This is a genomic window from Cryomorphaceae bacterium (genome assembly GCA_007695365.1).
Classification (GTDB): domain Bacteria; phylum Bacteroidota; class Bacteroidia; order Flavobacteriales_D; family SKUL01; genus SKUL01.
Map to the genome: position 1 here is coordinate 1 of REDV01000085.1, position 19,503 is coordinate 19,503.

Annotated in this window: 20 protein-coding genes and 1 tRNA gene; 17 read left to right on the plus strand and 4 right to left on the minus strand. The window is 47.1% G+C overall.

What is annotated here, in order from left to right:
• The first annotated feature begins 63 nt into the window (after positions 1 to 63).
• The 3 genes from EA392_07845 (at position 64) to EA392_07855 (ending at position 667) form a co-directional block, all read left to right on the plus strand.
• Positions 64 to 351, plus strand: a complete 288-nt coding sequence (locus tag EA392_07845) for a GIY-YIG nuclease family protein (GenBank protein TVR39028.1) — start codon at positions 64 to 66, stop codon at positions 349 to 351.
• A 7-nt stretch (positions 352 to 358) separates the two neighbouring features.
• Positions 359 to 613, plus strand: coding sequence for a GIY-YIG nuclease family protein (locus EA392_07850; GenBank protein TVR39029.1), 255 nt, complete (start codon positions 359 to 361; stop codon positions 611 to 613).
• Positions 591 to 667: transfer RNA gene (locus EA392_07855), tRNA-Arg, on the plus strand. Before EA392_07850 ends, EA392_07855 begins: the two co-directional genes overlap by 23 nt.
• Before the next feature lie 66 nt (positions 668 to 733).
• Here the strand turns inward: EA392_07855 and EA392_07860 are convergent.
• A complete protein-coding gene (locus EA392_07860) occupies positions 734 to 1,345 on the minus strand; it encodes a non-canonical purine NTP diphosphatase (GenBank protein TVR39030.1) in 612 nt (203 codons plus the stop codon).
• Positions 1,346 to 4,567 carry a hypothetical protein gene (locus EA392_07865; GenBank protein TVR39031.1) on the minus strand — a complete coding sequence of 1,074 codons (3,222 nt, stop codon included), beginning with the start codon at positions 4,565 to 4,567 and terminating at the stop codon, positions 1,346 to 1,348.
• 89 nt (positions 4,568 to 4,656) lie between these two features.
• Between EA392_07865 and EA392_07870 the strand changes: the two genes are divergently transcribed.
• The 4 genes from EA392_07870 to EA392_07885 are packed head-to-tail and all read left to right on the plus strand — an operon-like array spanning position 4,657 to position 8,595.
• Positions 4,657 to 5,676 (plus strand): glycosyltransferase, encoded by a 1,020-nt coding sequence (locus EA392_07870; protein ID TVR39032.1) that lies wholly within the window; start codon positions 4,657 to 4,659, stop codon positions 5,674 to 5,676.
• A gap of 4 nt (positions 5,677 to 5,680) precedes the next feature.
• Positions 5,681 to 6,604 (plus strand): glycosyltransferase, encoded by a 924-nt coding sequence (locus tag EA392_07875; GenBank protein ID TVR39033.1) that lies wholly within the window; start codon positions 5,681 to 5,683, stop codon positions 6,602 to 6,604.
• Positions 6,594 to 7,709, plus strand: coding sequence for a glycosyltransferase (locus tag EA392_07880; GenBank protein TVR39034.1), 1,116 nt, complete (start codon positions 6,594 to 6,596; stop codon positions 7,707 to 7,709). The genes EA392_07875 and EA392_07880 overlap by 11 nt, the downstream gene beginning before the upstream one ends.
• Positions 7,639 to 8,595: a glycosyltransferase family 2 protein gene (locus EA392_07885; protein TVR39046.1), complete on the plus strand. Its 957-nt coding sequence runs from the start codon at positions 7,639 to 7,641 to the stop codon at positions 8,593 to 8,595. Before EA392_07880 ends, EA392_07885 begins: the two co-directional genes overlap by 71 nt.
• Here EA392_07885 and EA392_07890 read toward each other — a convergent pair.
• A complete protein-coding gene (locus EA392_07890) occupies positions 8,567 to 9,976 on the minus strand; it encodes a hypothetical protein (protein TVR39035.1) in 1,410 nt (469 codons plus the stop codon). The genes EA392_07885 and EA392_07890 overlap by 29 nt on opposite strands.
• A 51-nt stretch (positions 9,977 to 10,027) precedes the next feature.
• Here EA392_07890 and EA392_07895 point away from each other — a divergent pair, with 51 nt between their 5' ends.
• From EA392_07895 to EA392_07905, 3 genes are read left to right on the plus strand one after another with little or no spacing between them, the layout of a single operon-like run.
• A complete protein-coding gene (locus EA392_07895) occupies positions 10,028 to 11,263 on the plus strand; it encodes a glycosyltransferase (GenBank protein ID TVR39036.1) in 1,236 nt (411 codons plus the stop codon).
• 38 nt (positions 11,264 to 11,301) lie between these two features.
• Positions 11,302 to 12,387 carry a glycosyltransferase gene (locus EA392_07900; GenBank protein ID TVR39037.1) on the plus strand — a complete coding sequence of 362 codons (1,086 nt, stop codon included), beginning with the start codon at positions 11,302 to 11,304 and terminating at the stop codon, positions 12,385 to 12,387.
• An 18-nt stretch (positions 12,388 to 12,405) separates the two neighbouring features.
• The gene (locus EA392_07905; protein ID TVR39038.1) at positions 12,406 to 13,581 is read left to right on the plus strand and encodes a glycosyltransferase family 1 protein; all 1,176 of its coding nucleotides are present in this window, start codon (positions 12,406 to 12,408) and stop codon (positions 13,579 to 13,581) included.
• Here EA392_07905 and rlmH read toward each other — a convergent pair.
• Positions 13,572 to 14,045, minus strand: a complete 474-nt coding sequence (gene rlmH / locus EA392_07910) for a 23S rRNA (pseudouridine(1915)-N(3))-methyltransferase RlmH (protein TVR39039.1) — start codon at positions 14,043 to 14,045, stop codon at positions 13,572 to 13,574. The genes EA392_07905 and rlmH overlap by 10 nt on opposite strands.
• 113 nt (positions 14,046 to 14,158) lie before the next feature.
• On the opposite strand from rlmH, the gene EA392_07915 reads away from it, so the two are divergent.
• The 7 genes from EA392_07915 to EA392_07945 all read left to right on the plus strand — a co-directional run.
• Positions 14,159 to 14,560: a DUF4783 domain-containing protein gene (locus tag EA392_07915; GenBank protein TVR39040.1), complete on the plus strand. Its 402-nt coding sequence runs from the start codon at positions 14,159 to 14,161 to the stop codon at positions 14,558 to 14,560.
• Positions 14,561 to 14,595: 35 nt separating this feature from the next.
• Positions 14,596 to 15,456 carry a carboxylating nicotinate-nucleotide diphosphorylase gene (gene nadC, locus EA392_07920; GenBank protein TVR39041.1) on the plus strand — a complete coding sequence of 287 codons (861 nt, stop codon included), beginning with the start codon at positions 14,596 to 14,598 and terminating at the stop codon, positions 15,454 to 15,456.
• Positions 15,453 to 16,406 (plus strand): YihY/virulence factor BrkB family protein, encoded by a 954-nt coding sequence (locus EA392_07925; GenBank protein TVR39042.1) that lies wholly within the window; start codon positions 15,453 to 15,455, stop codon positions 16,404 to 16,406. Before nadC ends, EA392_07925 begins: the two co-directional genes overlap by 4 nt.
• 56 nt (positions 16,407 to 16,462) lie before the next feature.
• Positions 16,463 to 16,843, plus strand: coding sequence for a DUF2147 domain-containing protein (locus tag EA392_07930; protein TVR39047.1), 381 nt, complete (start codon positions 16,463 to 16,465; stop codon positions 16,841 to 16,843).
• Positions 16,844 to 16,908: 65 nt separating this feature from the next.
• Positions 16,909 to 18,351 carry a hypothetical protein gene (locus EA392_07935; GenBank protein TVR39043.1) on the plus strand — a complete coding sequence of 481 codons (1,443 nt, stop codon included), beginning with the start codon at positions 16,909 to 16,911 and terminating at the stop codon, positions 18,349 to 18,351.
• On the plus strand, positions 18,342 to 19,193 hold the full coding sequence (locus EA392_07940; protein ID TVR39044.1) for a hypothetical protein: 852 nt from the start codon (positions 18,342 to 18,344) through the stop codon (positions 19,191 to 19,193). Before EA392_07935 ends, EA392_07940 begins: the two co-directional genes overlap by 10 nt.
• Positions 19,194 to 19,201: 8 nt before the next feature.
• Positions 19,202 to 19,503: hypothetical protein (locus EA392_07945; GenBank protein ID TVR39045.1), on the plus strand; the 302-nt coding region annotated here is incomplete at its 3' end.

The window sequence follows — 19,503 nt, forward strand, 5'->3', positions numbered from 1 at the left end:
GGCTCCGTAGCTTAACTGGATACCTGCCTGCCGGCAGGCAGGGAGCACCCAAATGAAAAAGCCATGGAAACCTGGTTTGTTTACGTTCTTTACAGCGAAAAATTCGGTCGCTATTATACTGGAATGGCGCAGAATCCCGATCGGAGGCTTAAAGAGCATAACAAAGGGAAAACCAAATCGACAAAAGCTTTTAGACCTTGGGAGATTATTCACAAGGAACAACTAAATTCGCGACCAGAAGCCAGGCAAAGAGAAAAATTTCTCAAGTCCGGGGTTGGAAGAGAATACATAAAGGGGCTCCGTAGCTTAACTGGATACCTGCCTGCCGGCAGGCAGGGAGCACCCAAATGAAAAAGCCATGGAAACCTGGTTTGTTTACGTTCTTTACAGCGAAAAATTCGGTCGCTATTATACTGGAATGGCGCAGAATCCCGATCGGAGGCTTAAAGAGCATAACAAAGGGAAAACCAAATCGACAAAAGCTTTTAGACCTTGGGAGATTATTCACAAGGAACAACTAAATTCGCGACCAGAAGCCAGGCAAAGAGAAAAATTTCTCAAGTCCGGGGTTGGAAGAGAATACATAAAGGGGCTCCGTAGCTTAACTGGATAGAGCACCGCACTACGGATGCGGAGGTTCGGGGTTCGAATCCCTGCGGAGTCACTAAGAATGGAAAGCTGCTGCACTAAAAGTGTAGCAGCTTTTTTATTCGGAATCCGGAAACAATAGGGATCAACGATGTTCATCGCGTTTCTCCAGCGACTTCTTTCGAGCATTCAAAAACTCCACCAGCTTCCGCACCGCTCTACCTCTATGCGAGATTTGGTTCTTATTCTCGCTGCTCATCTCTGCGAAAGTCATCGAGTAACCCTCCGGGTGAAAAACAGGATCGTAACCAAAACCTCCCAATCCCGAAGGCTCCGTGGTTATTTGCCCTTCCACAATACCGTCAAACAGCCATTCCTCATTTTCCAGAATGAGCGCAATGGAGGTTCTGAACCTCGCTTTTCTGTTGCTTTTTCCTTCCAGCTCGGACAGCAGTTTTTCGATATTGTCTTCCGACCTTTTTTGAGGCCCGGCGTAGCGCGCTGAGAAAACACCCGGGGCACCTCCCAGTGCATCCACCTCCAAACCGGTGTCATCTGCAAACACATCGTATCCGTAATGTTCTTGCACAAAGCGCGCTTTGATAAGGGCATTGCCTTCGAGGGTATCGGCTGTTTCCGGAATTTCATCATGGCACCCGATGTCGGTTAAGCTCAGCAGTTCATATTTACCTGCAAGCAAATCCTGCACCTCCCTTAATTTATGCGCGTTATGGGTAGCAAAAACCAGTTTTCTCATCTACTCAATTCTGTTTATCATGACTCGCCGCGAAAATACCTTTTCGCGCCATCTGGCCTGAATGATGTACGTACCCGACTGCAGAAATCCAGTTTCAACCCTCCATTCGTGGTATCCAGCGGGGTACGTCTCACTTCGATTCAGCAATATCTTTCCATCTGACTGCACGAGCATCCATTCAATTTCCGAACGCGCTTCCAAATTAAAGGGCTGCACAAACCATTGCGTGGCTGGATTAGGGTAGGTCTTAAACAAAGAAAAAGGCTCATCCCCAAAGGATTTACACAATTTGTTGTTTTCCGGTACAGCATCCGCATCCACACCGTTGGGTTTTCTGGCTTCTACACAAAGTACAGGCTCATTGATTTGAGGGTTGTAATTCAGCTTACTTTGAAAGGTATAGGACGTAAGTTGATTTCGATTGAGACTTCCCTCCCAAACCTCTGAGACTCTCGTCCCATCTGCCAATGACATCACAAGCTCAACACTTCTCAAACGGTGGTTATTGTAATTGGCAAATACACACGACACCTGAAGCTGGTTATCCGTAAGTTGGTAGCTGACATCTTTCACGGCCACGTCATAATAAGGCTCAAGGGCATACACTGTTGCAAATGCTTCACCGGAGCACCCGACGTCATCAAACACGAAAAGGAAAACCTCATAAACTCCGGAATCCTGATAGGTGTGTTGCGGGGAAATCTCAAAACTTAATTCTCCATCTCCAAACTCCCACCAATGCGTTTGCCCGTACTCGTTGGGATTGGTGAAATCAACGGCTAAAGGTGGCGGACCAATTTCATCAGAGAGAGAAATTTCGGGGGGTATTGCCGGGCTGACTTCCACAATTTGGTTCAATTGTCCCTGACAGCCAGAGGAAGTAGTAACAGAGAGAAAGATCGGATAACTGCCTGGTTCTTCAAACTGGGTAGATATGGAATTCTCTTCGCCCAACAGCACACCGGCAGACTGCCACATCCAGCCAATGATTTCGTCGCCCTCATCAGGTAAACTTTCATCGTGGAGCTGAAAATTACTTCCCGCGCAAGCCGGTGTATTGGTGAATACCACCTCAGGGTTTGCAGCTACGGTAACCATTTGGGATATTGACCCAAAGCACCCAGCAGAACCGTCAATGGTCGTCCAAACTTCATGGTTCACCTCAAAGGCACCTGAGCCGGGAAAGAGATGCAGAACGCTCTCTCCGGGAAGCGCCACTCCGGCAAGATTCCACGCATAATTTAGCGGACCGGTGAGGTCTGTATTGGTGGTGCTTTGAAGTAGCATGGGGGTACCCTGACAGGTGGGCTGCCAGTTAAAAGATGCTTCCGGGGTGGGATTCACGGCTACAGAACCTGTAAAGATATCGGAGCAACCTTCATCGCTCCAGATCTGCAGAGAAACTTGCTGAACACCGGGAATATTGAACACATGTGTTGTTTGTGGCACCCCACCCACCTGTGTCGTGCCAAAATCCCACAGCCAATCCACAATGAAGCCCGAAGATATAGTACTCAAATCTTCGTAAAGGGCGGGGCTACCGCTGCAAATGAGTCCTACATCAAACAGCGCCTGCGGGCTTTGGAAGACCTCAACATTTTGAGACACACCCGCGCTGCAACCTGCGGTCGTAATAACTTCTATAGACACGGTAAACGACGAGGTATCTGCCGGCTGAAATACCACCTGCGAGCCTGTAAACGCTATACCATCAATAATCCAACTGGTCTCGGCAATATCAGAACCATCCGAAGTTTGGCTTGTGTTTTGAAAAACCACATCCTGTCCGGCGCATGCCACGTCGTATTCAAACATAGGTGTAGGAGCCTCTCCTGCAATTTCTACCCAAACCGAGTCCGATGATGAGCATCCATTCGGGCCCGTTACAAAAAGAACATACCAGCCGTCAACTTCAGGCACCGGCACGGTTTCTTCGCCATCCAAAAACCAGGTGTAGCTATGCCCTGGCAAGGGTGTAAGAGCTGGCTGCAGAATATTCCCCGTGCAAAAAGTTTCAGGCATCAAAATTTCTGATGCTTCGGGGGTATCATAAACCTGAAAATCAACCGCAACACCACAGCCGTCTGATTGAGTCAGGGTAACGCTGTAGCTTCCGGGTTCATCAATGGCCACCGCCGTTCCTTCCCACGCAGCTTCACTCCATTCTATTTGTAGCGAGGCATCCTCCAGGTTAAGATCTATCTCATGTGGCCCATCCTGGCATACAGAACCGCTCAACGCAGGTGGAGCAAATGAAAGCACCTGAACCGTATCGCGATACACATCATCAAAAATACTCTCAACCTCAATGATGTATTGCCCGGGTGTGCTCACTTCCAAAGAGTTTTCATCCCAGGCCAGAAGCTCTTCATCACCATCCTCTGAAAGCGAATACCACGCAACGGTTTTAAACCGATTGGCAACTTCAAGAAACAAGGGGCAATCGGGCAGAATGTAGCGAACACCTCCAAGGCTGGGGGGAGGGGCATACTTGGCTTTAAGTTGGTGCCACAGCGTATCGAGTTGAGCATCACTTAATGCTTCGTTGTACAAAATCATTTCGGCCAGAGAACCTCGAAAAGGTCTGTCTTCAGACCATGCCAGCCCCACATTCAAGGTACCGTTTACAGACCGTGTCTCACTGCCTGCCACTTTGAGTTCGTTGTTTTCGAAGAACGCGGCATTTCCTCCTGATGCCCTGTGAAAGGTTACGATAAAGTATTCATTGGGTACCGGTGAGCTATAGGTAGGCAAGACCCCCGGTTTAATGGTGCTGTTGGGCTGAATAAACAAGAACAACCGGGAAGGCGTGTCGTAGAGAAAAGCTTGTGCATTCTCCTCCACACGAAATACATTGACCATGGTTAGCGGCTGCGAAACACTGATCTCCAACTCGTAATACGTAGTTAAACCAAACTGTACCGTTGACAAACCATTGAGTTGTTGCTCGGCTTCGTTGTGCGTTGGTTGGGCGCTGGTGTCAGGCTGGTGCAATGTAACGTCTCCCACCAATGATGACCATGACACAACCTTTCCATTCACTATCTCCTTTTCAGATTCCGGAGCCAGCCAAAGTACTGCTCCGGCATCTACATATTGCCCAAAGACTGGTCTGAAAGCGAGAACAAACAACAATAACACCAGTGCTTTAAGCAAAAAACGAAAGCCCCCTTTAAAGGATGAAAGGAAGTTCTTGTTTAAGGGGCTGGTTCGCACAATCATTTCAGCGATGTTATCAACCTCAAAGTAACGAATTTCCCGTAAATCAGCACTCGTGTCACTCTTTCCTTTGACCTTTCGCTCACAAAAGAATTTTGTTACTTAGCCGGCACGCTACATTGCCATTGAACGCACTACCTCGAATATCCATCATTACCCCGAGTTTCAATCAGGGAGAGTTTCTGGAGCAAACCATTGATTCGGTGCTAAGCCAGAACTACCCAAACCTCGAATACATGATTATAGACGGTGGCAGCACCGATCAATCTGTAGATATAATCCGCAAGTACGAAAAACATCTGCATTACTGGGTAAGTGAACCGGACAAGGGTCAGAGTGATGCCATCAACAAGGGTTTCAGGCATGCCACAGGACAGGTCATAAACTGGCTTAATTCAGACGACTACTATGAACATGGCGCACTCCGGATTGTAGGAGAACGATTTCGAAATCCGGAAACCAATGTGTTCGGAGGGGTGAGTGTTATCTTCAATAGTGAAGGTGAACTTTACAGATCGCGAGGCACAGATCTGTACCCCGGAAATTTGGCAAAAACCATCGGTTTGGCCCGGATAGACCAACCGGAAACATTTTTCCGGAAAAAGTGCCTCGAAAAAATGGGCCCATTGAACACTTCATTCCATTATTTGATGGACCGCGACCTGTGGATACGTTACCTGTTTGCCTTTGGCCTCAGCGGAATTGAGCGAGACAACACCCTGCTGGTTCATTTTCGTTTGCACAGCGAATCCAAAACCGTTTCGCAGCAAAAATCATTTAAGCAAGAGCACATCAATTATTACTACACGCTATGCACGCTGTGCGGCTTAACCGAACAGGCTGCACTTATTAAAAAACTGTGGCCGTGTGAGATTCTGCCTCTGGATTATCATCCCGATCAATCCATCACCGAAAAAGCCCTTCCGTATTTCTTTGCGCGAATGGCCGACGAATGCTACCAAAACAATGACAGATTGCGTACCCGAGAAATCCTCAATCACATAACACTCGACGAGCTGGACGACCAATACAGGGCACTGGTGCAAAAACTTTCTTTCCGAAACCAATACATACCTTTGTGGCTTTTACGCGCACTCCGAAGCCTTGGTTAGCCCTATGACCGCAGCTGTTATCATTCCAACCTACAACGGCGCCGGGCGGATCACCCGCACGTTACAAGCACTCTCAGAACAAAGCCATCTCGATTTTGAGTTGATTGTAGTTAATGATGGCTCAACTGACGAAACGGTGCAAGTGATAACGGCCATGGAAATGTTTCCCAAACCCATTGTCATTTCGCAGACCAATAAAGGACGTGCCGGAGCCCGAAACGCGGGACTTCGATCAACCAGCGCAGAACTGCTCATTTTCTTTGACGACGACATGGTGCCTGAAAAAGATGCCGTGTTGAAGCACATGGTACACCATGAAGCTTATCCAATGACCGCCCTAACCGCCATACAGCAGGCCAACCCGGCAGAGGCAAATACCGACTTTTTACAATTTACGGCTTTCCGAAATGAGCAATGGATGAAACGCTTAGGCAAAGAGCTTAAGCTCATGAATGCATCCAACCTATTCTTTACAAGCGCTCATTGCAGCATGCCGGCGAAATTACTGCATGCCGTGGGCGGTTTTGACGAAAGCATGACCGACGCCGAAGACTTTGAGCTTGCCACGCGTATCCTGGAATCCGGCTATCATGTTTACTTTTCGCCTGAAATCCGCGCATGGCACGAGGACGGGTTGACAATGGAAAAATACATCCTTCGTCAGCGTCAATACCTTGCAGCCTGGAAGAGTTTGGCCGCAAAAAAACCACATCTCATTCGTAATTACAATCGTTTCTCACTTCGCTCACCAAAAGGAATCAAAAAGATGTTTTTCAAGGCTCTGGCACAGCCTCAACTTGTTAGCGCCGTAGATAACGAACAACTCCGCTTTCTTCCGAAAAAGCTTCGATACCAACTGTACGAATACATCATAGCATCTCTGGGCAGATATAACTCCAACACCGAACTCATCACAAATGCCCGTTAAGGTTGTTTACATACTTTCGGATCTCGATTTTGCCCTTGCATTCGGGTGGGTTGCCAAACACCTGAACAAAGAAGCTATTTCACTGGAAGTTATCCTCATCAATCACGACAGGAAGGAAACTGAATTGGAGCGCATATTTTTGGCAGAACACATACCCGTACATAAGGTTCAGGCGGCAAATGGAAGGCGGGCAGTACTGACCGTAGGAAAAGTGCGGATGCTCCTCCGCAAAATACGACCGCAAGTAGTACACTGCCACATGAGACGAGCAAATATCATAGGACTCACAGCAGCATGGCTTGCGCGAATTCCAAAGAGAGTATATACCCGGCACTATGCTATGCAAAACCATGTGTATCACCCTCAAGCCGTAAAAGCCGACTTGTTTGTGAACAGTTTGGCTACTCACATTGTAGCTCCATCGCAAGTGGTGAAAGACACTCTGCTTAAAAAAGAAAAAGTTTACCCAGGCAAAGTATTGATCATTGAACACGGCTTTGACATTGCTTATTTTGCAAAGCCCAATGAGCTTGATGTGAACAATCTGCAGAATGAGCTGAACATAAACGACAACCAACCCGTAGTGGGAGTCATTGCCCGTTACCTCGAGCTAAAGGGCATTCAATATATTATCCCGGCTTTTGCGAGGCTACTGCAAGACTTTCCGGATGCCGTGCTTCTTTTGGCAAATGCACGCGGACCCTACCAGTCAACCATTCGTCATCTGCTAAAAGATTTGCCTGCTCACTCCTATCGTGAGATTGATTTTGAAAAAAGACTCGCAGCCTTGTATGGATGTATGCACAGCTTTGTGCATGTACCTGTGTCTGCTGACATTGAAGCTTTCGGGCAAATCTATGTGGAGGCGCTTGCGGCTGGAATTCCATCTGTGTTCACTCTTTCAGGCATTGCTCACCAATTTGTTGTACACAAGCACAACGCATGGGTGGTAGACTACAGGAACAGCGATGCCATTTACGAAGGGCTAAAGGCTCTTTGCACAAACCAATCACTGCGGGCAGATTTGATAGCGAATGGGCAAAAAGACGTGGAGAGCTTTGCGCTTGACACGTTTATCCGAAAAACCGAAGCCTTATATGTCTGAGCCCTTTTTCTCCATCATTATCCCAACGTACAATCGTGCATCTTTCATAACGAAGACCATTGAATCAGCTTTGAATCAAAACCAAGACTCTTTTGAAGTAGTGGTAGTTGACGATGGGAGTACTGACGAAACGCAGGAAATCCTTGGTGGCCTTGCCGATAAACGGCTTCGCTGCGTTTTTCAGGAAAACAAAGAAAGAGGGGCTGCCCGAAACAGAGGAGTGCGCGAATCAAGAGGCCGTTATGTTTACTTTCTGGACTCAGATGACTTACTCTTTACCAATCATTTAAGCGAAGCATACAAAACCCTGTCGAATGAGGAAGCAGAGTTTTACTTTCAGCCTTATAGTATGCATGATGAAAAGAGCGGAAAACGAAAAGATATTAAAATGCCATCTGGCGACCCCGGTGAATTTCTGGTGCGCCACGGTAATTTCATAAGCTGCCACGGGGTTTTTTTGAGACGTGATATTGCGCTAAAACATCCATTTGTAGAAGACAGGGCCATGGCCGGAAGCGAAGATTATGAACTATGGCTGCGGCTTGCTGCACGCTACAAGCTGCATTTGGGCAAAACTGTTACTTCTGCACTGATTGACCACCAAGACAGAAGCGTATTTAACTTCGATCCTAAAAAACTGATTGACCGCAAAACATTGTTTCTCGAGCGAACAATGGCAGATGAAAAGATTCGCGAAAAATGGGAAAGTTTTTTCTCCTGGTTAAAATCAGGTGCGTACTCCTACATCGCTCTTCATCTACCCCGGGGAAAACGCTTTAATCGGTTGCGTTCTCAATACCTCTGGAAGGCTGTACTTTCTCGTCCTGCTTTTATCTTCAGCAAGCGAAACATTGTGATTATCCGGCAACTGCTGATCGGGCGCTGAACGCATGGGGTGAGCCTTGCTTTCTACCGGCTAAAGGATTCTTCTTAGCGGCTTTCAACATTTTCACTTCATAATTGAGAATCAACAGACTTGCAACGTAAAAGGGTATGCATGGAATTTTGTATCGTGCCAATGCACCAAAATTGTAGCTGGTAAATCCTACAGCGAAAGCAAAAAATAGTGCAAACGTTACCGACATGAGCAAAAACGGATCTTTAAACAGCAGCCTGATCACTCTGAAAAAACCTAGACCGAAAAAAATAAAAAGCGAGAAAATGAACAATGCCGCGCTCTCGGCTGCGCTGGCAATCATCATTACGCTACTAATTTCCCAGGGATAAGGCCGAAACAGCGTAACGTTTACTGCAGCGGGAAAAACCTTCATAACCCCTAATACACTGGAATCATACTCTCCAAGAGTATAACTGGAGCCGCGACCATGATTATCGGCAGTATTCTCACCTTCGATGTAATGCCAGTTTTGAATGCTTTGGGCTGATGTGAGAAAGTTTTCCAGTGAGTACTTGCTTTGGTATTGACCAAGCAATTGCACAGACGCAACCACACCTACCAGCGCCATGGCCAAAAGAAATGGCACAATCAGCGTTCTGATAAGCTGATTTTTAATCCTGTCTTTGTAATTCATCACCATCCAAACCAGAAGTGCCGGAGCCAAAGCCATAATGACATAGGCCTTGATGGAAAATATCACGAATCCGGAGTACAGTACCAAAAACAGCCAGCCCCATCCGGTAAGGCTCGACCTCAAAAAGCGATCAATACCGTACATCATGATTCCCAAAAAACCGATAACCATGGTGTCTTTCATAATTCCTGAACCCCAGAAAAACACCGAAGGAATAAACAATACCGAAAGAGCCATTTGTCCTTTGATAGCAGGGTAGCGTTTCGCGAAAACGAGAAAGAAATGCCATACCCCTACATAGGATAGCGAAGCAAAAAATACGGTGGTGGAGAAAAAACTATCCATCCCTAGGATATTTAAAATGGCAGCTACACGCACCACAGGAAACTCCTGTCCTCCGATGTGAAACCTGAACTGCCCCATTTGGCTCGCAATTCCTGAGCTGGCTGCCTCAGCGGGGTTCCAAATAAAAGAGAGCGCCTCCAGAGGCTCTGAGAAAAAGTGCCGTGTAATCAGCCGGGCATCGTGAAAGTAGGCTAGCGAGTCTCCTCCGTAATCGTAGTAATAGGTATAAACCAATGCGTAGGAAAGACCACCCACAATCTTGGCTGTTAATCCTTTTATAAAATACTTTTGATAGAGCTCATTCTTGCCATGAAACGATTTGGTCACGAAGGCAAGTGCGTAGATGAGCGAAATATAAACAAGCGTTATGACAACATCATAGATATCCACAGCATTACAAAGTTATCAATTTGATTGCTGATATTCGCAACCCGTTGCATCATGCGTGTACTTTATTTGTCATACGACGGTCTCACAGATGCCCTCGGGCAGTCTCAAATCCTTCCCTATTTGCGAGGGTTGGCTAATCGCGGACACCACATTGACATCATCTCATTCGAAAAGCCAGAGAGGTACACCGCTCAGGGTAAAGAAGTAATGGCCGACTGCCAAAAACACGGCATTGGTTATTACCCGATTACTTACACGAAGAATCCGCCCGTGTTGTCAACACTTTTTGACATCCGCCGAATGAAAAAGAAGGCTCAATCACTGCATCGCGAAAACCCTTACCAATGGGTTCATTGCCGAAGCTATATCAGCGCCATTGTGGGCCAGTGGATGCAAAGCAAATTCGGGGTAAAATTTCTGTTCGATATGCGGGGCTTTTATGCCGATGAGCGTGTAGACGGTAACATCTGGCCTCAGTCAAACCCAATATATCGCTCGGTATATAGCTACTTTAAACGCAAGGAACGCGATTTTCTGACCAGAGCAGATCACGTGATATCGCTTACGCACAAGGCCAAAACCATCATAGAGAGCTGGAATGTTGTATCCTCTCCGGATAAAATAAGCGTCATTCCCTGCTGTGTGGATTCAAATCATTTTCAACAAAGTACAACTGGAAGACAGAAGGTTCGCAATGCTCTCGGAATTGACAATGACACCCTGCTGATTGGGTATGTGGGCTCCACCGGAACATGGTACCTGCTGAAAGAAATGCTCTTGTTTTTCAAAGAGGTAACCAAATTGCACCCAACTGCAAAACTGTATTTCATCACGCTCGACAACCCCTCACCCATTCTGGAAAAAGCCAGGCAAGTCGGTCTGCGAAATGACCAATTGCATATTGCCCCGGCAGAGCGTAGTGACTTACCCGCACATTTATCAGCGCTCGACCTCAGTATGTTCTTCATCAAACCCGTCTTTTCAAAAGCTGCCTCCTCTCCTACCAAGCACGGTGAGCTTATGAGCGTGGGTATTCCCGTGATTTGTAACGCAGGTGTGGGAGACACCGATGAGATTGTTCAGAGCTACGGGGCCGGATATTGCCTGTATGATTTCTCTCCACCGTCAATGAAAGAAGCGGCCAAAGCCGTGAGTCGACTTCTTAAATCTGATGTTTCGCCCATCATTGAGGGCGCCAAAACGTATTTTTCGCTCGAAAAAGGAGTTGATCAACTCCACCACATCTATGAGTCTGCAAACAAGCCAACATCTCCCACGCCATTGTGAACGATTCAGCTAGTCAGAAAAATAGAAACACAGATAAAATGAGGGTGTTGCTCCTTGCCCCCTACCCTCATGCCGTAGCCCCCAACCAGCGCTTCAGGTTTGAACAATATCTCGACTACCTTCAATCCAATGATATTCAAGTTGATTACACTCCTTTTTGGTCCATAGCCGCCTGGAAAATCATCTATGAACCCGGCCATATGCTCCGAAAAATGCTTGCCCTGCTTGGCGGAATTGTCAAGCGTTTCGCTTTACTTGGCAAGCTCAACAGGTATGAATACATCTGGATTCATCGCGAAGTCCTGCCCATCGGACCCCCTGTGTTGGAATTCATCATGGCGCGCTGGTTTGGCAAAAAACTCATTTACGACTTTGACGATGCAATCTGGGTTGAGAACAGCTCCAAAGCCAACCGTTGGGTTGTGCGTTTTTTTAAGTTTCACAGCAAAGTAGGAAAGATATGCGGCTACAGCCATCTGGTTTCCGGGGGCAATCATTTTCTGGCCGATTATGCGAGACAGTTTCAAAAACACGTGGTAGTCATTCCAACTACCATTGACACCAAGCACCATCACAACCAAATTAAAGAGGTTTGCGAAAACGAGTCACTTGTGATCGGATGGACAGGTACACACTCTACCCTCATTCAGTTAAGGCAGGTTGAAAAAGCACTTGCGGAGCTTCAAAGACACTGTAATGCTGTTTTACATGTGATATGCAACGAAGACCCGCTCCTTAAAAACGTAAACTACCGCTACATCCCCTGGAAAAAAGAAACCGAAATTGATGACCTTCTGGCCTTTGATATTGGAATCATGCCGCTCAGAAACACCGACTGGGAAAGAGGAAAATGTGGATTTAAGGCACTTCAGTATATGGCGTTAGGCATTCCGGTGGTGGCTTCTGCCGTTGGAGCCAACAAGGACATCATCAACCACGAAAAAAACGGACTACTCCTTCCCGACAATCAGCCAGAAAAATGGGTTCCGGCACTGTTGCGCCTGATAGAAGACACTCAATTGCGCGAACGCCTTGGCGCAGCAGGCCGTCAAAGGGTTATTGAGCAATACGCGGTAGAATCCAACAAAGAGCGCTATCTTCGTCTTTTCAAAGATGAGCGCTAATCTATCTGTTTTCCAGACATGAAAGTCTTATTCGTTATTCCTTCTATCACCAATTTCTTCACCTTTCTGGAAGATTTGGTGAACCATTTGATTGATGAGGGAAACGAAGTGCTTTTAGCCACGAGTACTCATCATATCAGCGACATAAGCTGTTATGAACGACCTTTGCGCTGTACCCTTTACGACATTGACTTTCCGCGTGGGTTTGAACCACTCAAGCATCTCAAAGCCGCATCAAAACTTAATCAGGTGGTTCAGGAAACGAAGCCCGACATGGTAAATGTGCATTTTTCTGCCGCCGTATTTACAGCAGCTTTGGCTAAGAAGAGCAATTGGCCTGTTACGATAGGAACATTTCACGGTTTGTCTTTTCCCATTGTTACAGGTTGGCAAAAACTGGTTATCGGGATGGCTGAGCGCTGGGCTGCAAGCCGCATGGATGTTACCTACGTTCTTACCGAAGACGACCGGGAAGTTCTTGCCGGCAGAATCAAAGGTAGCGATGTGCGAACCTTTCGTTCCTATGGACTTGGGTGCAACCTCAATACCTTTGACAAACAAGCCATTCCGGAAAGTGAATCTTTAGCACTCCGAGAGCAACTTGGCATCGAAAAAAACGACTTTGTATTCATTTTTATCGGGCGGCAGGTGCATTTCAAGGGCTTCGACAAGATTGTAAAAGCATTCATGAACCTATACAAGGGCCAGCAAGACCTCAAGCTCATCCTCGTGGGTGCCAAAGACCACATTCACTCCAATAACCTTACTGAAGACCAGGAAGCTACCATGAGCAGCTGCCCCGGAGTCATCTCCGTAGGTTGGCAGGAAAACGTAAATGAGTACCTCAACATTTCGGATGTGAATGTTTTTCCGAGTATTCGTGAAGGGTTGCCGGTAAACCTGATGGAATCGCTGGCTATGGGTGTGCCTGTAATTACGGTAAATACGCGTGGTTGCCGTGATGTGGTTATCCACGAAATTGACGGAATCGTGCTGGAAGAAAACAGTGTGGAAGCACTTTCAAATGCCATGTTGCAGCTCTACCAGAACCGCGAAAACCTGCAACGATATGCCCGTAACGCATTGCGCGCAAGATTTCGTTTCGACCGCACAAATTTTATTGAAGAACAATTCGAAATATTCACGGAACTCACCGGCAAACAAGCGCGAATCAGCGAAAGAACTCATACATGATGGTATGGCTCATTGCGCAGAATAGTCATCGCTCGGTAAATTTGCTCTACAGCTATCAACCGTACCATCTGATGCGAAAAAGTCATCGCTGAAAGGGCAATTTTCTCATCAGCGCGCGCATAAATCTGCCCGTGAAAGCCGTAGGGGCCACCAATCATAAAAACCATGTCTTTTGACACCGAATGAAATCGCTTTTCCAGGTGTGTGGCAAAGGCAACCGAGTCCATGGTCTTCCCTCCTTCATCAAACAAAATCACATAACTGCCATCGCGGCAATGTTTCATCAATTCGGCAGCTTCACGACTCTTCACCTCCTCTTCACTCATCCCTTTTGACACCTTAACATCCGCCAGTTCCACGTACTCAAATCTGGCATAGTGAGAAAGCCGTTTCACGTATTGCCCAATTCCCTCTTTCAGGTAAGACTGTGTCGTTTTGCCGATGCACACCAAACGTATAATCATGCAGCGAAGCTAATGAATAGCCCCAAAAAACATGGCTATTTCGCACTTTCGAGCCACCAAAAAAATCCCTAATATTGGCAGGAAATTTGCATTCATCCTGTAAAATCTAAGCGATGCGTTTGCTCCTCACATCTCTGTTCATTATGCTGCTCGGCGTTGGATCTATTTCTGCACAGGAATCTACCGCCGATCATATTGCCAATCTCATTCGCACAGGCAACACCAATGAGTTGTCCAGGCACTTTATGAACAATATAGACCTTACCATCCTTCAAACCGACGATGTGTACAGTCGGGCCCAGGCCGCTCAGATAACACGAAAATTTTTTGACGACAACCCCCCTACGGGCTTCACAATCAATCACCAAGGAAAATCAAAGTTGGATGACCACTACCGTATTGGAACGCTTTCTACCGAAAACGGAAACTACCGTGTAACCTACTTCATCAAAAACACCGATGGTAAGTTTCTGATCAAACAACTCAGGATTGAACCAAACAACCGCGACTTTTAACGCGAAAGCGCGTCGCTTTTGTAACTTTGCGGGGTATGCCTTTACCCGAAATCAACAAAGCCATCGAGGAGCTCATTGAGCGGGCACTTCGCGAAGATATTGGCGATGGCGACCACAGCTCATTGAGTTGTATTCCCAAAAACGCCAAAAGCAAGGCACAACTCATCGCCAAAGATTACGGCGTATTGGCCGGTGTGGAGGTTGCTCTGCAAATCTTTAGAAAAGTTGATTCCACCCTGCAAACAGAAGTTCGGCTGCAAGACGGTACTCCCATTGAACCAGGACAGGTTGTACTCTATGTGGAGGGGTCGGCTCAAGCCATTCTTTCAGCGGAGCGACTGGTGCTCAACTGTATGCAGCGAATGAGCGGAATTGCCACCTACACCGCTTTTCTCTGTACCCTCATTAAAGGAACCGGCGCCAAACTTCTCGACACCCGTAAAACCAGCCCCGGACTTCGTGCACTTGAAAAAGCAGCTGTAAAAATTGGAGGCGGCCATAACCATCGCATGGGGTTATATGATATGATTATGCTCAAAGACAACCACATTGACTTTGCTGGCGGGGTTGAAAAAGCCATTGAAAGCGCGAATCAATACCTGGAAGAGACAGGCAAGAAGCTACCCATTGAAGTGGAAGTGCGCTCGTTGGATGAACTGGATCGTGCACTTGCCATAGGACAGGTTCAACGAATCATGCTCGATAATTTCAATTTTGAAGATTTACGCGTAGCTGTAAAACGAATCAATGGCCGGTTTCAAACAGAAGCCAGTGGCGGAATTACCGAAGAAACCATACGCCAATACGCTGAATGCGGGGTAGATTACATATCCGTTGGCGCTCTAACCCACAGCGTTAAAAGTCTGGACTTAAGCCTGAAAGCCATTTCCTCATGATGTTTGATTGGATTTACACCTTAAAACGTCGTATCCTCACATCATGGCCGGTGAGCACTACCATTCGGTTCTCTCAAAAACTGGTTTTACCCGGGTTCGACGGGCAAAGTGTGTTTAATGTAGCCCGATTCTTTTACGAAGCGATATTACGAGGCTCGGTATTGGATCGGGCTGCCGCCATTTCATTCAAATTTATTCTATCGGTTTTTCCAGCCATTATCGTGATTCTCACCCTTATTCCCTACATCCCCGTATCTAATTTTCAGGATGCACTGATGCATTTCTTCGAGAGAATGATGCCATCAGAAGCGTTTGAGGTGATTGAATCCACACTCGATAACCTCGTGAACAAAAAGCACAACACACTGCTTTCCATTGGTTTTATTCTGGCACTATTTTTTGCATCCAATACCATACAGGCCATCCTTGATGGCTTAAACGCATCCTTTCACCTCACCGATAAGCGCAGTACTTTGGGGCAGCGCCTCATTTCACTTGGCCTCATTGTTTTCCTGCCCATATTGATGGCGCTTGGCCTTTTGATATTCACTTTCAGTGGGTTTTTATTGGAGTGGCTTCACATTCAAGATGTTCTGGGCAGTGAACGGACGATTTTCCTCCTGCAGCTGTTAAAATGGATACTCAGCGCCTTTTTGATTATGACATCTATCTCTATCCTATACAACACAGCCGCCGGTAAACGCGAAAAGGTGAAGCTTTTTTCTGCCGGTGCTTCGCTCAGCACCATTGGAGTATTGGTAGTATCAGCCCTGTTTGCCACATTCGTAAACAACTTTGGCACCTACAACAAACTCTACGGTTCACTTGGCGCGATATTGGTAACGCTGCTCTGGGTGTATATCAACTTCATCACCATCCTTGTAGGATTTGAGTTAAACACGAGCATCGCCAAAGCCAAAAAGTACGGCCGGGAATTATTTAACGACTGATGATCAGAAATTTGAACTACATTATCTCAACGCTTCTGCTTCTGGGGCTTCCGGGTATGGGTCTGGGCCAATCAGGAATTTTTGGCCATTGGAAAACCTACGATGACAAAAGCGGCTATGCCCGTTCTATCGTGGAAATCACCAAGCGCGACGGTAAAGCCTACGGAGTTATTCAGGAGGTGTTTCTGCAACCCGACGAACCCGAAAACCCGCTTTGTATTGAATGCGAAGACCACCGTAAAGATCAGCCGATACTGGGAATGGAAGTGATTACCGGACTCGAAAAAAACGGTGACACCTGGGAAGGGGGCGAAATTCTGGATCCCGAAAGCGGAAGAACCTACCGCTGCAAAATATGGCTGGAGGACGGCAAGCTTAAAGTACGCGGTTACCTGGCCTTTTTGTACCGCACCCAAACCTGGATTCGCGTTGACTAAATATACATGCGTGTTTTTCGTTTAGATTTGCCAGTTGGGAGTTTTCCCGCAGCAACCCATACGGATTGAGCACACTCAAAGAAACCGCCCGACACAGTGCCATTTACAGCATGGGAAACCTTGCCGTAAAGTTGGCTGGGTTGCTTTTGCTTCCCATTATCACTGAAAACCTCAGTATTGACGAGTACGGTAGCTACACCCTGATTGAGTCTTTCAATCAAATTCTGGTGAGTATTCTTTCCATCAAACTCCCCATTGCGGCACTCAGGCTGGCCAGCTCAGACCAGCACTCGGGGCAAAAAGCCTGGTTTACGCACGCTCTTTTAATGTTGCTTGCGGTTTCCGCAGCTGTTGGCGGACTGGTTTGGGCACTCAAAAACCCACTGAGTCAGCTGCTTACCGGAGAAACGGGAAACACCTTTCTCATAGTATTGGTGGGCGCCTCCCTGATTACTGAAATGTTGGGTTTAGTGCCGGTACAATACCTACGTCTTAAGGATCGAAGTGTATCGTTTGTAAGTCTTTCGCTGCTTAAGCTCCTGGTGCTGATTGGTATGGTTTACTGGCTGGTAGAAATTGAAAAATGGGGAATTGCCGGCGTAGTTGCGAGTTTCCTGGCCGGACATCTGGCCTTTTTATTGGGCTCACTTTTCTTCCTTTACCGCCAACGCGAACCTTATCGCCCAAACTGGGAGGCCATGAAATCCATGGTAAACTATGGCTATCCATTGGTTTTCACATCAGTAATGACGGTATTGCTCGCTACAAGCGACCGGTTCATCATTCGGCATTTTCACGAGTTTGCTGATATCGGTGTATATGGTATTTCGGCCAAACTTGCCGGCATTGTGAACTTTGTGATTATCCAGGCATTTTTCATCGGATACACCGCCATTGCATTCCGACAATACGAAGACAAGGTTTTTATGAACCTGCAACCCACCATTATCAGGTTCATCAGTTTGCTCGCTATGTCGGCCATTTGGTTTCTGAGTCTTTTCAGCGAAGCCATTCTCGAGGTATTGAGCCGCGACAGCGACTATGTTGAAGCCTACCTGTACATTCCTTATTTCGGGGTGATTATCGGTTTTTCGGCGCTGCAAACATTTCTTTCCATGACCTTTCACTTTACCAAACAAACCAGAAAAAACGTTCCCATTGCAGCCACCGCTGTTACCATCAACATAGTGCTCGCCCTGATACTCGTTCCTATCCATCCGATATACGGAGCCCTCGCCTCTTCTGCACTGTCTATGATGGCTATGCTCACCATGACCTACATGAACAGCACCCGCATTTTCTACGACTTTGCTGGCCTCGGCAACCTCATTCGCATAAGCGCCGTGATTGTTGGAGGTGCGGCAATTTGTGTAGCCATCATCCATTGGGAGCCCCTTGAGAACCTCGGTTACCGCGCACTGGCATTGCTTCTAATGATTTGGCTTGCGCTCAGTATTCTTCGCATCAACGCCAAAATGGTAATCCGTACCTTGCGCTCATGGTTCTGAGTAAAATAAAAGCGCGCATCAACGGCACCAGGCTTCAACCCTCGGAAGTGCGACCGTACCTTACCTCAGAATCTTTTCAGCCCGTTTTCTTCCTCTCTACCGGAAGGTGTGGCACCGCTTGGTTTACCGAGCTTTTAGAGCAGAACAAGAAACTGGATGTGCACCACGCCACCCTTCCGGAACTATACGAGCAAGGCCTCTTTGCGTATCGCATATTGCAGCAAACCCAACCAGACGAAAAGCTACTCGAAGCGCTTTTCGAAATAGTGTTCGCAGCAAGGCAGGAACTCATGGCCACGGCGGTAATGCGCGGAAAACGCTTTGTTGAAACCAACAACCGAATAACCTTTTTTGCCCCGGTGTTGGCCGCGATGTTTCCACATGCCAAATTTGTACACCTCTATCGCGAACCGGCAGGATTTGTAAAATCGGGCATGAACCGCGGTTGGTACCAAAGCCATCGCTCGGATTATGCGCGGCTATCGCCCTTAGATGGAGATGAAAAAAACCAATGGACCGGGCAATCGCGTGTGGCCCAAATTGCCTGGCTCTGGCGTGAAACCAATATGTTTATAGACAGGAGCCTGCAAGACCTACCGGAGGACAGATTTCAGCGATTTAACTTTACCGGAATTGACAAAATCGCTGTTCAGAAGCTTTTGCAATGGTTGGAAATAGACATCAGCCCGGGTAAAATCAAGGCGCATCTCCATAAAAAGGTAAATGCGCAAAAAAAAGGAAGGTTTCCGGGCTATGAAGATTGGAGTGATGCCCATAAACGGGATTTCCTGGAAAACTGCGGTGAGTATGCCGCCCAACTTGGATTTCGCTACAAGCCCTAAATTTGCCCATGCCCTCCAAAGCCGCAGCCCATATTGACGACAAGCCGCTGGAATCCGGTTCAAAAACCAATGACATCCTTTTCAATGTTAATCTGGTTCAGGCACTGTATCCGGAGGCCGGCACACTGAAGTTCCTCAATATGGAAACCAGTGGTTTCTCCACTTCCATTCCCTTTGTTTTTAAAAGCAATACAATTGCCGGTACGCGCATTGTAATGCCCCAGTTGGTGCCCTACTTTGCACTTCAACCAACCGCCTCAAATGCTCGTGATTATTCCCTGCAAAAGAAGCTCTACGCCGAGGCTGCCAA

What these genes read in the sequence shown, in the direction of transcription:
- EA392_07845 (TVR39028.1), top strand. Translation starts at nt 64, where the DNA reads ATGGAAACCTGGTTTGTTTACGTTCTTTACAGCGAAAAATTCGGTCGC.
- EA392_07850 (TVR39029.1), top strand. Translation starts at nt 359, where the DNA reads ATGGAAACCTGGTTTGTTTACGTTCTTTACAGCGAAAAATTCGGTCGC.
- EA392_07860 (TVR39030.1), bottom strand. Translation starts at nt 1,345, where the DNA reads ATGAGAAAACTGGTTTTTGCTACCCATAACGCGCATAAATTAAGGGAG.
- EA392_07865 (TVR39031.1), bottom strand. Translation starts at nt 4,567, where the DNA reads ATGATTGTGCGAACCAGCCCCTTAAACAAGAACTTCCTTTCATCCTTT.
- EA392_07875 (TVR39033.1), top strand. Translation starts at nt 5,681, where the DNA reads ATGACCGCAGCTGTTATCATTCCAACCTACAACGGCGCCGGGCGGATC.
- EA392_07880 (TVR39034.1), top strand. Translation starts at nt 6,594, where the DNA reads ATGCCCGTTAAGGTTGTTTACATACTTTCGGATCTCGATTTTGCCCTT.
- EA392_07885 (TVR39046.1), top strand. Translation starts at nt 7,639, where the DNA reads ATGGGCAAAAAGACGTGGAGAGCTTTGCGCTTGACACGTTTATCCGAA.
- EA392_07895 (TVR39036.1), top strand. Translation starts at nt 10,028, where the DNA reads ATGCGTGTACTTTATTTGTCATACGACGGTCTCACAGATGCCCTCGGG.
- EA392_07900 (TVR39037.1), top strand. Translation starts at nt 11,302, where the DNA reads ATGAGGGTGTTGCTCCTTGCCCCCTACCCTCATGCCGTAGCCCCCAAC.
- EA392_07905 (TVR39038.1), top strand. Translation starts at nt 12,406, where the DNA reads ATGAAAGTCTTATTCGTTATTCCTTCTATCACCAATTTCTTCACCTTT.
- rlmH (TVR39039.1), bottom strand. Translation starts at nt 14,045, where the DNA reads ATGATTATACGTTTGGTGTGCATCGGCAAAACGACACAGTCTTACCTG.
- EA392_07915 (TVR39040.1), top strand. Translation starts at nt 14,159, where the DNA reads ATGCGTTTGCTCCTCACATCTCTGTTCATTATGCTGCTCGGCGTTGGA.
- nadC (TVR39041.1), top strand. Translation starts at nt 14,596, where the DNA reads ATGCCTTTACCCGAAATCAACAAAGCCATCGAGGAGCTCATTGAGCGG.
- EA392_07925 (TVR39042.1), top strand. Translation starts at nt 15,453, where the DNA reads ATGATGTTTGATTGGATTTACACCTTAAAACGTCGTATCCTCACATCA.
- EA392_07930 (TVR39047.1), top strand. Translation starts at nt 16,463, where the DNA reads ATGGGTCTGGGCCAATCAGGAATTTTTGGCCATTGGAAAACCTACGAT.
- EA392_07940 (TVR39044.1), top strand. Translation starts at nt 18,342, where the DNA reads ATGGTTCTGAGTAAAATAAAAGCGCGCATCAACGGCACCAGGCTTCAA.